16 protein-coding genes are annotated in these 14445 nt (G+C 57.7%); 3 read left to right on the top strand and 13 right to left on the bottom strand.

Features of this window, described 5'->3' with window-relative positions:
• Positions 1-32: 32 nt before the first annotated feature.
• The 13 genes from FHS30_RS00995 to bioB form a co-directional block, all read right to left on the bottom strand.
• A complete protein-coding gene (locus FHS30_RS00995) occupies positions 33-458 on the bottom strand; it encodes a GFA family protein (RefSeq protein ID WP_183907416.1) in 426 nt (141 codons plus the stop codon).
• Between the two features lie 140 nt (positions 459-598).
• The gene (locus tag FHS30_RS00990; RefSeq protein WP_183907414.1) at positions 599-928 is read right to left on the bottom strand and encodes a hypothetical protein; all 330 of its coding nucleotides are present in this window, start codon (positions 926-928) and stop codon (positions 599-601) included.
• A 45-nt stretch (positions 929-973) separates the two neighbouring features.
• Positions 974-1468, bottom strand: a complete 495-nt coding sequence (locus tag FHS30_RS00985) for a GNAT family N-acetyltransferase (RefSeq protein WP_183907413.1) — start codon at positions 1466-1468, stop codon at positions 974-976.
• A gap of 169 nt (positions 1469-1637) precedes the next feature.
• On the bottom strand, positions 1638-2396 hold the full coding sequence (locus FHS30_RS00980) for a substrate-binding periplasmic protein (protein WP_183907411.1): 759 nt from the start codon (positions 2394-2396) through the stop codon (positions 1638-1640).
• 164 nt (positions 2397-2560) lie between these two features.
• On the bottom strand, positions 2561-4351 hold the full coding sequence (locus tag FHS30_RS00975; RefSeq protein WP_183907409.1) for an acyl-CoA dehydrogenase C-terminal domain-containing protein: 1791 nt from the start codon (positions 4349-4351) through the stop codon (positions 2561-2563).
• Positions 4352-4503: 152 nt separating this feature from the next.
• The gene (locus FHS30_RS00970) at positions 4504-5436 is read right to left on the bottom strand and encodes a putative metalloprotease CJM1_0395 family protein (protein WP_183907407.1); all 933 of its coding nucleotides are present in this window, start codon (positions 5434-5436) and stop codon (positions 4504-4506) included.
• 21 nt (positions 5437-5457) lie between these two features.
• A complete protein-coding gene (locus FHS30_RS00965; protein WP_183907405.1) occupies positions 5458-5766 on the bottom strand; it encodes a hypothetical protein in 309 nt (102 codons plus the stop codon).
• 253 nt (positions 5767-6019) lie between these two features.
• On the bottom strand, positions 6020-6727 hold the full coding sequence (gene bioD / locus FHS30_RS00960; RefSeq protein ID WP_183907403.1) for a dethiobiotin synthase: 708 nt from the start codon (positions 6725-6727) through the stop codon (positions 6020-6022).
• Between the two features lie 94 nt (positions 6728-6821).
• On the bottom strand, positions 6822-7247 hold the full coding sequence (locus tag FHS30_RS00955; RefSeq protein WP_183907401.1) for an arsenate reductase ArsC: 426 nt from the start codon (positions 7245-7247) through the stop codon (positions 6822-6824).
• A gap of 75 nt (positions 7248-7322) precedes the next feature.
• Positions 7323-8114, bottom strand: coding sequence for a malonyl-ACP O-methyltransferase BioC (gene bioC / locus FHS30_RS00950; protein ID WP_183907399.1), 792 nt, complete (start codon positions 8112-8114; stop codon positions 7323-7325).
• On the bottom strand, positions 8111-8896 hold the full coding sequence (locus tag FHS30_RS00945) for an alpha/beta fold hydrolase (protein WP_183907397.1): 786 nt from the start codon (positions 8894-8896) through the stop codon (positions 8111-8113). The genes bioC and FHS30_RS00945 overlap by 4 nt, the downstream gene beginning before the upstream one ends.
• Positions 8893-10059: an 8-amino-7-oxononanoate synthase gene (gene bioF / locus FHS30_RS00940; protein ID WP_183907395.1), complete on the bottom strand. Its 1167-nt coding sequence runs from the start codon at positions 10057-10059 to the stop codon at positions 8893-8895. The genes FHS30_RS00945 and bioF overlap by 4 nt, the downstream gene beginning before the upstream one ends.
• An 8-nt stretch (positions 10060-10067) precedes the next feature.
• A complete protein-coding gene (gene bioB / locus FHS30_RS00935; protein ID WP_183907392.1) occupies positions 10068-11126 on the bottom strand; it encodes a biotin synthase BioB in 1059 nt (352 codons plus the stop codon).
• A 133-nt stretch (positions 11127-11259) separates the two neighbouring features.
• Between bioB and FHS30_RS00930 the strand changes: the two genes are divergently transcribed.
• The 3 genes from FHS30_RS00930 (at position 11260) to FHS30_RS00920 (ending at position 14444) form a co-directional block, all read left to right on the top strand.
• Positions 11260-11991: a ComF family protein gene (locus FHS30_RS00930; RefSeq protein ID WP_221197114.1), complete on the top strand. Its 732-nt coding sequence runs from the start codon at positions 11260-11262 to the stop codon at positions 11989-11991.
• 194 nt (positions 11992-12185) lie between these two features.
• A complete protein-coding gene (locus FHS30_RS00925; RefSeq protein ID WP_183907390.1) occupies positions 12186-13313 on the top strand; it encodes a beta-ketoacyl-ACP synthase III in 1128 nt (375 codons plus the stop codon).
• A 123-nt stretch (positions 13314-13436) separates the two neighbouring features.
• On the top strand, positions 13437-14444 hold the full coding sequence (locus FHS30_RS00920) for a serine/threonine protein kinase (RefSeq protein ID WP_183907388.1): 1008 nt from the start codon (positions 13437-13439) through the stop codon (positions 14442-14444).
• Position 14445 lies beyond the last annotated feature (1 nt).

Genomic DNA, 14445 nt, shown 5'->3' with positions numbered 1-14445 from the left:
ACTGTCGCAAAAAAACGCGCCCAATAAAAGCGCTATCTACGCGCACCACCAGGCATCTTGACCGTCAACCAAAGTGTCTGCCAACGCGCCACCTTTTGCGCGGGCGTTAGCACTTTTGGCGATACAACCATTGACTCACCCAAGGCAGAGCGCGCCTGCAGCAGCGCAGCATTCACCGCGCCTACGCGCTTTTCGCGCGCCTGAAACGTGGCGGCAATGACAGATTTGCAATGGGGGCAGCTGACAAACTCCGCCTGATCCGACCCCTGGCGCTGCACGTCTAAGGGTTCACTGCACTCAATGTCGAGCAGCCCTTCGGGGTCTGACAGATAGGCGATGTCGCGCGCCACACAAAAATCACAGTCGCACTTTCTCGGGCTGTATTGATGGAGCAACTTGGGAAGGCTCAAGCTAAAGGTGACTTTGCCGCAGCCGCAATTTCCATCATAACTGTCCACCAATTAACCCTCGTGATCACAATAACTGAACGGGTGCCAGCGTCAGCAGCACACAGTGTGTATCGCAAGAACAACAGCGCCTTAGATTAACACCGTACACACTCAACTAATTTATTCATTTTTAAACCACACCTGGCGTTCTACCAATGAATCTCCCGCCCGCCTTCAACCACTAAACCTGACGTCACAATCTGAGTGGTCACGAATATCTCATCGATTGCCACCGCAAAATGCAACGACAACGCACTGGCCAACCCTAACTGCAAACGCGAGATGTGGGTGTCAGACCACAGGGACGGCAACAATAAATTGGCCATGATTGTATAGCGCTTGCCCAACTGCTCACTGCGGAGAATGATATTGATCGTCATCTGCTCAGCAGGCAGACCCGAGCTGCTGGCCCACAGCTCAATAAGATCTCCGGCACCCGACGCACACTCGGGTGCGACTATACAATTTGCTATTGGCATGATTAAAACCTTTGCTGCTAGCCAACCTCAAACGGAGCTAGCGGATTACAATTTAGCGCTGGAGAGTCGCGCCATGTAGAGTGCATCCACGTAGCGACCCTGCCTAAAGGCATAATTTTTTGCCGTACCCTCCACCTCAAAACCGAACTTCTGGTAGAGATTTATTGCCTGCTCGTTGTCCGTATACACTTCAATTTCGACGCGAGTAACATTTAACCAGTTGTCAGTTAAATCGAGTGCGGCATGTAAAAGCTTCGAGCCAACCCCCGTGCCCCTGTGCGCATGTGAAACGCCCATACCCAGCGTGGCTACGTGTTTTCTTCTTGGCCGATCATTCACGCTTAATGAAATTTGACCGACAATCTCATCGTTATGTACCGCTACCAAGCTTATCTGGCTATCTGAACTATTTTGCAATCGGCGCTGCCAAAATCCATCAGATTGATAGGGTAGCTGCAAGGTATTGCCATAGGCATGCGGCTGCTCATAAATGGCTTTTATGCCTGCCAAATCAGATAACTCTCCATGTCTTACAATCATCGTTTACATTCTCGCAAAATGTTCAGCGCTATCATTGCGCCGGAATGGCACGCAATAATTACCAAAGTAAAAGCCACTCTAGCATTTTTACGCCAAAAGATGCTGTTGCCAAACACAGGATTAGGGGCAGTTAACTAAGCATTCGGTTGCGAAAGCCAACCCTCTGCACTTATCGATAGCGCGCCAAGATGCGTTCAAAGTATTGGTCTCTATGCATGTCACGATAGGCAGCTGACAATTGCTCTGCGCTCACCGGAGAGTGGGGTGAAACGGCACTGAACAATTCGTGAGGAATGCTCCATGTGGTTACCACATGGAACATTGCGCGATGGAATTCAGTGCGAAAGAGGTGGTCGCTCTGCGCTTGAGGCACAATGATCGCGTCGAGTCTGCCGCGCTTAAGGCGTAAAAAATTGCTTCGAAACGACACCGCATCGTCGCGAATGATTGAATCGCGGTAGGGCGCGTCTGAAATGCCCTCATAGATATACCCCTGAATGGTGCCCAAACGCTTACCGCTCAGATCCTCCAGCGACTCGACGTTAAACGTCCGGCCTTGGCGCTGAATTATTTGATCGTGCTCGGTATACACGCGGATAGTCCAATGCAGTAAATCTGAACGCGGCAACCATGCGGGATTGGTGAGCAACAGAACGTGCGCCTTGCCCTCCAACAAATACTGCTCCACCCGTTTGCGGGGCGCCTCGCGCATAATCACCGGCCGACCCAACTTTTGGCCCAAATACTGCGCCAAGTCCCAATGGATACCTGACACCACTTGCCCCTGCTCGACAAAGATATAGGGCTCTTTCAAATGGTCGTTGTACAAAAAAATCAACGGCTCCGCGCTAGCAGTGGCAACAGGGGCGCCCCCCGCCGGCGCCACCAGCAGACAGAGTAAGATTGTGGCCAAAAAACGCATGGGCATGGGCTTGCAGCATCAGTGACTTTCGAGCATTAGAGTATAGCCCTAAGCAGTCCGGCCACAGGATTATTGCGGTAGGTGCGGGGGCCACCGCAGGATAGACGCGCCAGGTCTGGAACCGCTATAAAAAAGGGCGCCGAAGCGCCCCAACAAGTTTCGCTGGAAACTCAGAACTGGTGATCGGCCAACGCCATCATGCTGTCGCCACCGGCTAAAATCTGTTCCGATAGCGCGCGCGTTTGCGGCAATAGGCGCTGGTAGAAAAAGCGAGCGGTGGTGAGCTTTGCGCTGTAGAAGTCGGCGTCGGGGCCGTCTAGCTTGGCGCCCGCCACCGCCGCCATTTTGGCCCACATGTAGGCGTAGCTCACAAAGCCGAACAGGTGCAAATAATCCACGGCAGCGGCACCGATGGCATGCTTGTTACCCGCTGTCGCTTTCGCGATGACGGCATCGGTTACCTGTTGCAGATTGGCTAACTGATCGCTCAGCGCCATGGCGAACTCCGCCGCGGCGGTGCTTTTGTTTTCGGCAATAAAGGCTTCAATTTCAGCGATGTATTCGCGCACAAACTCGCCGCCGTTCATGACGGTTTTGCGGCCCATGAGGTCCATGGCCTGGATGCCGTTGGTGCCCTCGTAAATTTGGGTGATGCGAATATCGCGCACCAATTGCTCCTGGCCCCACTCGCGAATATAGCCGTGGCCGCCAAAAACTTGCTGGCCGTGAATGGCACTTTCGAGGGCTTTGTCGGTGATAAACGCCTTTACCACGGGCGTCAGCAACGCCACCATATTTTCCGCTTTGGTGCGCTGCGCATCGTCATCGCTGTATTTGCTGATATCTAACCAGCGCGCGGCGTAGGTAGAGAAGGCGCGACCGGCTTCGTTGTAGGCGCGCTGAATCATCAGCATACGGCGCACATCGGGGTGCACAATGATGGGATCTGCCGCTTTTTCCGGTTGCACTTTGCCCGCCGGCGAACGGCTTTGAAGGCGCTCTTTCGCATAGGCGACCGCACTTTGGTAGGACGCTTCAGCTGCGCCCAAGCCCTGAATGCCCACGCCCACGCGCTCGTAATTCATCATGGTAAACATGCAGGCCAAGCCTTTATTCAGCTCGCCTACCAACCAGCCTTTGGCACCGTCAAAATTCATCACGCAGGTGGCAGAGGCTTTGATACCCATTTTCTTTTCAATGGAACCGCAAGTGACAGCGTTGCGCTCACCCAGTGAACCGTCGTCGTTCACCAAAATTTTAGGCACGAGGAACAGCGAAATGCCCTTCGGGCCGGCGGGCGCATCGGGCAATTTTGCCAACACCAAATGAATGATGTTTTCCGCCATGTCGTGCTCGCCCCAGGTGATAAAAATCTTGGTGCCCGTGACATTGTAAGAGCCGTCATCGTTGGGCTCGGCTTTGGTGCGAATGATGCCTAAATCCGTGCCGGCGTGAGGTTCGGTTAAATCCATGGCGCCCGCCCAAGTGCCGGCGTACATGTTTGGAAGGTATTTTTGTTTTAGCGCTTCGCTGGCATGGTAGTCCAGAGACACGCAGGCACCGGCGTTCAACATGGGCGACAGGCCAAAGGCCATGCAGGCGGCCTGCATCATTTCTTCAAACTGAGCCACCAGCATTTTGGGCATGCCCATACCGCCGTACTCGGGGTTGCCACCCAAGCCCATCCAGCCACCCTCGGCCAGCAGCTGGTAAACCTCTTTAAACCCCTCAGGAGTGCTAACCTCGCCGTCCTGCCACTGGCAACCGGCCTCGTCGGCCTCGCGGTTGAGCGGGGCCAGGCTACCGGCGGCGATCTTGCCGGCCTCCTCAAGAATGGCGTCGGCGGTATCGACATCGACGGCTTCCGCCAAACGCGGTATTGAAGCCCACAGCTGGTCGACCTCAAACACTTCATTGAGTACGAAACGCATGTCCCGCAAGGGGGCCTGATAATCTGCCATGGTGACTCTCCGCTGTTGATTGCCCATCCAAGCCTAGCTCGACCTGACGCCCTGACCAAAAAATGAGCAAGAATTAAAACAAACGTTTGAACGATACTCAGTGTATACGAAGCCGTCAAGGGGACAGATCAGTACAGATGAGGGGAGAGGTGTTAGACCCGTTGGTCGAGTAACTCGCCGGGGCTGGGGGCGTCGGGTTCAACGCCGATGCGCAATAAGCGCTGACTTAATTCGATGTTGCGCTGCCGCTCCTGCGCGCGCCTAGCCTGTTCGGCCTGTTGTTCGGCTCGGGCCTCGCGCGCTTGGTCTTCGCGCTTGCTCTCTTCGGTGCGCGCCTCACGCTGCTCGGCGCGAGCGGCCTCTTCTTCCTGGCGTGCCTGCTGCTCAGTGACGCGGATTTCTGCCCGTGCCTGCTCCGCCAATTGAGCCGCCTTGGCGGCGATCAGGCGATCCTGCGGTGAAGGGTCTGCCGGTGCCAGCGCCGCCTGTTGAATTTGCTCGGCCTTTTTAAGGGTCGCCTCTGGGTCGCCCGAGATTGCGCCCAAGCTAACGGACACTTCGCCCGATACCGCATAGGCCACGCCGTCGGGTCCTCGCACATAGGTGAGCTGGGGCGCGCCGGTATACTGTCCGCCTACAGCGGCGTGGGCCCGCTCGTGGGCGCGCACCTCGCGATCGCGCGCCGCCAACTGTTCAATTTCTTGCTGCTCTTCTTGGGCCGTGATGCGATCAAAGTTGCTTTGATTTTCCGATAAACCGGCGCCACCGCTGGGCACCGGGGCAGGGCCTGAATTGCCGCTGGCATCGACGCTTTCAGCCTCAGAGGATTGAGCGGCCTGAATCGTGCCAGCGGTATCGGCAGGCGACTGTGCGCGCCGGTTGCGCGCCTCGCCGTTCAGAGCCTGCTCGCGGTGGGTGTCGTCTTCGCGAGTACGATTCTCGCCGCGCGCTGTCTCAGCGCCCTCTTCCACCGCGCTAAAGGTAGATAACTTGCTGTCCTGATCTTCCTCGCCCACGGGCTGGCGCCCCAGTGGATTAAAGGGGGAGACCATGTTGGCAAAGTTTGGCGGTAAGTTAACGTTCACTGACTGTGTACCTCGGCCGGCTTAGGCCTTGACGTCCAGCAGACTGCCCAAGGTCTCGTCGGCGGTTTTCACCACCTGCGCGTTGGCGTTGAACAGCTGCTCCTGACGTCGAATATTGATCAACGGCTCCACCACATCTTGCGAGGGCTGGACTTGCTGCTCACTGGCGACACCTTGGCCCGCCTCGGAGCCAGGGTTAACGGCCGGACTGGCCGGCGCAATAGCGGCCTGGGCGATATCGTTGGCCGATCGCTGAATTTCCTGCTGACTTTTTTGCAGGCCTTGCAGGCCCTGATTGAGCACAGACGTGGACGACGAGTTCACTTGCATCTGGCACCTCGCTTGCGAGTGATGTGCGCTGCAGTTACCTGCAACCTTTGCCCCGAATGTTTCGCCGCTCACTGGGCGCATCACCAGCTACGGGCAATGAACACACCATTTGGCCTACAGGGCACAATTACCAAGGATTCTACCAAAGCGCTGATCAAAAAACACACAGCAGGCGGCAATATTTCACCGCCTTTAATATTTATTGGTCGCTAAAACGGGCTCTTCATAACTAACGTCTATATGCCCGCGGCCATCACGGCCGGCTCTGTGCGGGCTCGCCCAGGGCCAAAGCCGTGAGATCAAGGTATTTAGCCACCTGTTCGGCGCTTGGATCTGCCAAAAACGGCACTTCACCCAACAGGGGAATGGGCAGACGCGCCTGCAAGGTGGCCAAGTTTTCTGCGTACACCGCCATCTGCGGCTGCACTTGATTGGCCACCCAACCGGCCACCGCAATACCATCGCGCACCATGGCTTCATACGTGAGCAGCGCGTGATTGATGCAACCCAGTTTCATACCCACCACCATAATGGCGGGCACCTGTAGATTGCGCGCGAGATCCGCCAGCGTTTCGCTGGGATTGAGCGGCACGCGCCAGCCGCCCGCGCCTTCGATCAAGGTAAGATCGGCGCGTGCGGTCATAACACCCCGGCACAAGCCCGTCAGGCGATCCACGCTCAGCACTCGGCCCGCCTGGGCTGCCGCTATGTGCGGGGCAATAGCGGGGGCGAACGCCACGGGGTTGACCTGCTCATAGACCAGCGACAGGCTGCACTGCGCATGCAGCGCCAAGGCATCACTGTTGCGCAAACCCGCCTCGGTGGTGTCGCAACCCGAGGCCACGGGCTTCACTGCTGCAGTGCTGTAACCGCGCGACTTTGCCGCGGCCAGCAGCCCACATGCCACCGCAGTTTTGCCGGCGTCGGTATCGGTACCGGTAATAAAAAATGTCTTAGCCATAAGCGTATTCGCTGTGTTCTCTAACCAAAATAATCGGGCAGTAATTTACGTAAAATCGCGCGCAGACATTTATGAACCAGAACTAAATGCCGCACTACAGCGCTGCAATTTCATCACACCAAGCGCTCACCCGCGCCTGAATTTGATCGCGAATTGTGCGCGCTGCGGCCAGCTTGTGGGCGTCATCGCCCGCCACCGCGGAGGGATCTTCAAACCCCCAATGCAATTGCATGGCGCCAGATATGTGGGGGCAGCGCTCGGCGCTGGCCTCATCGCAAACGGTGATGACGATGTCCGGCGCCCCGTATTGCGCCACATGCTGCTCAACGCTGCGACATGTTTGCGCGCTAATATCAATGTCCAATTCCGCCATTACCTGAACCACGCTGGGATTTAATACACCCGGCTCGAGACCTGCGCTATACACCAAAAATTGATCGGCACCGTAGCGCTTGGCAAAGGCCTCGGCCATTTGCGAACGGGCACTGTTGTGTATACACACAAATAAAAGCGACTTCATGGGTACCTTGCTCCTGCGTTGTTTAGCACCCCACTGCTTGGGTGGCGGCCATTGGAGTCCGGTCACCGCGCCCCGTTACGCACGCGCCGGCTTTTGCACCAGCATCCAGTACACCTGATAGCTGGCCGGCAATCCCTGAGGCGTTCTAAAGCCTTCATAGGCGTCGCGCAATTGTTTGATTTTTTGTCGGCCGGTAAGGCCCGGCGCACGCTGATAATTGACGTTGTGCGCACCCAACGCCTTTAGCTCATGCGTCAGCTCCCGCAAACTCGAATAGTGCATCACGCGCGGAGCCGCCTGCCAGCGCGCAATGGCTAGGCCAGCCCGCTGCGCCGCCTCGGTGACATGGACCTCGGCATCGAATTGATTGACGTGGGTATACTCGTCCACCGCGCGCCAGCTGTCGCGCAATTCAAATAGCGTCTCTGGGCCCAAAGTGGCTAAAGCCAAATAGCCACCCGGCGCTAAACAGCGAAATATTTCTGCAAAAAATTGTGGCAGATTTTCACACCACTGCACCGCCAAGCTGGAAAAAAACACATCCACGCACTCAGCGCGCAACGGCAAATTTTCCATATCGCCACCCAGCCAATGCACATTTTCTTGGCGGTGCGCGCGGGCAAACTGCAACATGCCCGGTGCAATATCTAAACCCACCGTGTGCGCATTGGGAAACTTTTGTTGCAATTGCTCGGTAAAAAAACCGGTGCCTGAACCCAGGTCCGCCACCAGATTGGGCGCCCCTAAATCTTGCAGCCACGCCAACAACTCACTGCCCACACTGCGCTGCAGCGCGGCCACCGAATCGTAACTTTGTGCGGCCTTACTGAACGACTGGGCCACCGCCAGTTTATCGCGCTGACTCACACTAACCTCGCCTCGGGCAGGCGCGCGATTAACCAATCTGCCACCGCTGCTGGCGCACAAACAGGCGCGCCGTGGCCCTCATTGCCCAGGCGAAAAACATCAAAGGGCGTGCGCGCCACGACCGCCTCGGCAGCCGCCAACGGCACCAATTGATCCGCCTCGGCAAACAGCATGTGCACGGGCATCGACGGACGCGCGCCACTGGCATCTAACTGCTGCAGCGCACGCAATGCCTGCAGCCAATTCGCGTGTTGCGCAGGCTCGCAACTGGCTAAAAAATTGCGCAGTAGCTTGCGCATTGAGGGCGCGCCCCCAGCGGCAACCAATTGACTAAACCGTTTCACGGTGGCGGCGGGCGCCCCGGTAAATTGCGTTAGAAAATCATTGTAATGGTCGCTATTCATGGCCGCTGGCCAATGGTCTGCAGCGCAAAATTGCAGGTTCGCAGCCACGGTAAACACCGCCTGAGGCTTTGCACAATGCTGCGCAAGATCGAGCGCCACTTGCCCGCCCAGCGACCAACCCAAAAGGTACACAGGCAGCTCGCTGGCCTCGATCAACGCGCGCAGCTGCGCTCTGGTGTCCGGCACCCAATTGTCTACCGGCGGCGAATCACCAAAACCCGGCAGGTCTACCAAATCCAATTGGAGTCGCGTGCGACTCAGCAATTCATCGGCCAGCGGCTGCCAACAACGGTGATCAAAACCCCAACCGTGCAGACACAGCAGGCGCGCCTCGACGGCTTGTGCGCCGGCGCGCGCGTGGACCTTTAGCGCCGTCATGATCCCAATTCTCGCTCAACACTGGCCAAGCCATCTAACAATTGCCGCACCTGTATTTCTGTGTGCGCCGCCGAGAGTGTGACGCGCAAACGCGCGCTGCCGGCTGGCACAGTGGGTGGGCGAATCGCACCCACCCACAGGCCGAGCTCCGCCAATTTTTCTGACCACGCCAGAGCGCGCCCAGCGTCACCCAAGAGGATGGGTTGAATCGCGGTATCGGAATCCATTAGCTGCAAACCGAGTTGGCGGGCGCCGCTGCGAAACTGCGCGATGCGCGCGTGCAGGGCTTCGCGCCGCCAGGTTTCCGTTTGAATCAATTTCAAACTGGCGCGCGTCGCGGCGGCCACCGCCGGTGGCAATGCGGTGGTGTAAATGTAGGTGCGGGTCAATTGAATCAGCGTTTCGATGAGATCGTCAGAGCCCGCCACAAATGCGCCAAAGGTGCCAAAGGCTTTGCCAAAAGTGCCCATCAATACCGGCAACTGCTGCTGGTCCAAGGCAAAGTGCTCTGCGCAACCGGCGCCGGTTTTACCCAGTACACCCAGGCCGTGCGCGTCATCCACCATCAACCAGGCGCGCTTGTTGGCACACTCGGGCGCGATCACATCGAGCGGCGCTAGGTCGCCGTCCATACTGAACACGCCATCGACCACCACCAATTTTTTAGCGGCCGCAGTCGCGTCCAATTTGCGCGCAAGCTGCGCGACGTCGCTGTGTAAAAAGCGTTGGAATTTTGCGCCTGAGGACAGACCACCATCGAGCAGCGAGGCGTGATTGAGTTTATCTTCGAAGACCGCGTCGCCCTTTCCCACCAGCGCGTTGATGACGCCTGTGTTAGCCATGTAACCGGTGGAAAATAACAGCGCGCGATCGCGGCCAGTAAACGCTGCCAACTCGTCTTCGAGCGCGTGATGTTCGTGCGAATGTCCACAGACGAGGTGCGAGGCACCACTGCCCACACCGTAGGTGTCGGCCGCGCGCACAAAGGCGGATTTAACATCGGGATGATTGGCGAGGCCCAAGTAGTCGTTGGAACAAAAGGCCAGCAGCTGCCGGCCTTCCACGTCCACTTCCGGCTGCTGCGCGCCCCGCAAGGTGCGGCGCTGGCGATAGAGGTCGGCCGCGCGCCGCTCAGCCAACTGCTGGCGTAACCAGTCTTGCATGGCGCGCCTTACTTGGCGGCGTCGTAGAAAAACTGATCGTTGTGACTGGCTTCCAGCGCCTGATACACAGCGGCTTCTTGTTCTTTTTCGTCCTGATGAATTTCGTAGGACTCTTGATGAATGCCCAAGCGCGTAAACAACTGACGATCTTTGCTGGCCTCGGGGTTGGGCGTGGTCAACAATTTTTCACCGTAAAAAATGGAGTTGGCGCCAGCCAAAAACGCCATGGCCTGCATTTGCTCATTCATATCTTCGCGACCCGCCGACAGGCGCACGTGTGATTTCGGCATCATGATGCGCGCCACGGCGATGGTGCGAATAAAATCAAAGGGATCTAAGTCCGCTTGATTCGCCATTGGCGTGCCTTCCACCTTCACCAACATATTCACCGGCACCGACTCTGGGTGCTCCGCCATATTGGCCAACTGAATCAACAGGCCCGCGCGATCCGACTCCTCTTCACCCATGCCCACAATGCCACCGCAGCACACTTTCATGCCGGCCTTGCGCACATTGGCCAGCGTTTCCAAGCGATCTTGGTAGGTGCGGGTGGTGATGATGTCGCCGTAAAACTCGGGCGAGGTATCGAGGTTGTGGTTGTAGTAATCGAGCCCGGCATCGGCCAAGCCCTTAGCTTGATCTTCGTTCAACATGCCCAGCGTCATGCACGTTTCCAGGCCTAAGGATTTCACGCCTTTGACCATCTCGGTGACATAGGGCATGTCTTTGCCCTTCGGCGAGCGCCAGGCGGCACCCATGCAAAAGCGCGTCGCACCACTGGCCTTGGCAGCTTTGGCCTCTTCAATCACCTTTTCAACTTTCATGAGCTTTTCGCGCTCAAGGCCGGTGTCATAGCGCGCCGATTGTGGGCAGTAGGCGCAATCTTCTGGACAGGCACCGGTCTTGATGGAGCACAGGGTGCTCACCTGCACCTGATTCGGATCAAAGCAGGTGCGGTGCACCGTTTGCGCCTGATACATCAGGTCGGCAAAAGGCAGCTGGAACAGGGCCAGCACTTCTGCGCGGGTCCAGTCGTGACGGATTTGGATGTTTGCCTGTGCACTCATGGGGTATTCTCTGTCTCAATCATTGGGCTGGCGGCATTGTCCGACCCACTCAAGGCGCTGTCAACCAGTCAAACTATTTTGGTTAACTAATCCCCAAAGCGCCAATGCAGTTAACCTTTGCGAGGTAGCACGGATGCTGACTCACTGGGCCCGCAACGGCCAGCGACGCCTCTACCAATGGCGCCGGCAATACTGGCCCCAATCGTTGCAACTCCCCTGTCGCTGCTGGCTGTGTGGCGACTCCAGCCAACACTTATTGTGCGATGCCTGCGCGCGCGACCTGCCGCTCAACGAGGCGCCCTGTCCTCGCTGCGCACTGCCGCGCACCCAAGGCAGCGAGTGCCCCGAGTGCCTGCGCCGCCCGCCGCAATTTGCCCGCAGCCTGGCGCCCTACTGCTACGCGCCACCCCTGGCAGGGCTGATCAACCGCTGGAAGCACCAGGGCGACCAGCGCTTGCTGCCCTACCTCGTGCCGCAGTTAGTGGCCCATCTGCAAACCGCCTATGTGCACGACGATTGGCCCCAATGCCTGCTACCCGTACCCATTGCTCGTGCGCGCCGGCTAGTGCGGGGCTTTAATCAAACGGAGCAGTTGGCCCGCCGACTCGGCCGACAGTTGCAACTGCCGTGGCGAGCCGACCTGTTGACGCGGCGCGGGGGCCACAGCCAGCAAGGCCTCAGCCGCCGCGAGCGACTGCGCAATTTGCGCCAGCAGTTCGCGGTGCGTGGGCCGCTGGCCCTAGAGCACGTCGCGCTGATCGACGATGTCATGACCACCGGCGCCACTTGTGCAACTTTGGCGAAGATACTGCAAGATGCTGGCGTAAAGCGGGTAGATATCTGGATGATCGCGCGCACGCCCTGACTCGCGGGTCACCCTCGAATGACCAATATCCCGCCCGCAAGGCGCCAAAACACCCACCTCAGAGACCGTGGCAACTGGACGCCCCGCACACTATGGGCGACAATTTTCGACCATAATCAGGACGGTGGTCGACACTCAACCACCCACCTCCGGCCCGGCAATGTGGGCAGACGCAATTCACAGGCAGTTTTCTTATGAGCACCCCAACGATCGTCATCAGCGGCAGCGGCCTCTGGACCCCCGCCCACAGCATTTCTAACGAAGAGCTAGTGGTCGCCTACAACGGCTGGGCCGACAAATACAACGCGGAAAATGCCGCCGCCATCGCCGCCGGTGAGTTGGAAGCCAAGCCCCACTCAAGCGCAGAATTTATTGAAAAAGCCTCTGGCATCAAGAGCCGCTACGTGTATGAAAAAGACGGCATCTGCGACGTCGATCGCATGACCCCGCGCATCCCCGCGCGCGCCGACGACGAGCTGAGCCACCAAGCCGAAATGGCGCTGGCCGCCGCCAAGCGGGCGCTCGAAGCCGCCAATAAAAAACCGGAAGATATCGACGCGGTAATCGTGTCCTGCGCCTACACCCAACGCTCGTATCCGGCCATTGCCATCGAAGTGCAGGCGGCGCTCGGCATCGCCGGTTTCGGCTTCGATATGCTGGTGGCCTGCTCGGCGGCCACCTTTGGCCTACACCGCGCTTACGATTCCGTGGCCTCGGGCAGCGCCCGCGCAGTGCTGGTAATCAACCCGGAACTGACCTCGCCGCAGCTCAATTTCACCGATCGCGACAGCCACTTTATTTTTGGGGACGTGGCCACCGCCATGGTCATCGAGCGCGCCGACACCTGCACCAGCAAGCACAGTTACGACATCCTCGACATCAAAGCCGTAACCAGTTACTCCAACAATATTCGCTCTAATTTTGGCTACACCGCCCGCGCCCACGACACCCAACCTTTCGGCGCCGACAACTTGTTCCATCAAAACGGCCGCAAGGTGTTTAAGGAAGTTTGCCCCATGGCCGCCGAACACATGAGCAGCCAACTTGAGCGCTTGGGTTTAAGCACGCAAGACGTGCGTCGCTGGTGGTTGCATCAAGCGAACATCAACATGAACACGCTGATCGTGAAAAAATTATTGGGTCGCGATGCCAACGCCGATGAAGCGCCCGTAGTACTCGATCGCTACGCCAACACCGCCTCGGCGGGTTCACTCATCGCATTTAACTTACACCACGAAGATTTGGTGGCCGGCGACACGGGCGTGCTCTGCTCATTTGGCGCGGGCTATTCCATTGGCAGTTTGGTATTGCGCAAGCGCTAATGGGCGCCGTGCTAAGATAGCGGCAACAGTTGCCAATTAAAAAGGGAGCCGGGCTCCCTTTTTTAATGCTTGCGCCACGCGCAACCACGGCAATTAAAATCAGCGATAATTATCGGGCGTACTATGGAAGACACTACGGAACACTCCGCCGACATCGGCAACCATCCCTACGCCACGCTCACACCCGACGCGGTAATGGACGCCGTGGAATCCACGGGTTTGCTCACCGACGCGCGCGTATTTGCCCTCAATAGCTATGAAAATCGCGTCTACCAAGTGGGCATTGAAGACGGCACGCCCATCATCGCAAAATTCTATCGGCCCGAGCGCTGGAGCCGCGAGCAAATTCTGGAAGAACATCAGTTTACCGCCGAGCTCGCGGAGTCAGGGCTATCCGTGGTCCCCCCGCTCGCCAACGCGCAAGGTGACACCCTGTACCGCTTTAAAAATTTTGAATTCGCAATGTTTAAACGCCAAGGCGGGCACGCACCGGAGCTTGAAAATTTCGACCACCTGCAAGCCATTGGCCGCGCCATGGGCCGATTGCACAACGTGGGCGCCGCCCGGCCTTTTGCACACCGACCCAGCTTAGATATCGAAAGTTTTGGTCACGCCAGCGCAAATTTTTTGACCGAACACTTCATACCCAAATCGCTGCTGCCGGCCTACACCAGTTTGTGCCGCGACCTGCTGGCCGGCATTTCAGAAACCTTTGCGCGCTTTAGCCCAACGCAACTTCGGCTGCACGGCGACTGCCACCCGGGCAATATTTTATGGCGCGATGACACGCCGCATTTGGTGGATTTCGACGATGCGCGCATGGGCCCGGCGATTCAGGATATTTGGATGCTATTGTCTGGCGATCGCCAGCAGCAGCTCGCCCAACTGTCTGAAATCGTGGAGGGCTACGACATGTTTTGCAATTTTGATGCGCGCGAATTGCAATTTGTGGAAGCCTTGCGCAGTCTTCGCATCATGCACTACAGCGCGTGGTTGGCGCGACGCTGGGACGATCCCGCATTTCCCAAGACCTTTCCGTGGTTCAACACTGAACGCTATTGGGCGGAGCACATTTTGGAATTGCGCGAGCAAATGTCGGCATTGCAAGAGGAGCCCTTGCGGCTATTTTAAC

The organism is Simiduia aestuariiviva, from assembly GCF_014192475.1.
Lineage (GTDB): Bacteria > Pseudomonadota > Gammaproteobacteria > Pseudomonadales > Cellvibrionaceae > Simiduia > Simiduia aestuariiviva.
The sequence above is the reverse complement of the archived record's forward strand: the minus strand, read 5'-3'. Positions and strand labels throughout refer to the sequence as shown.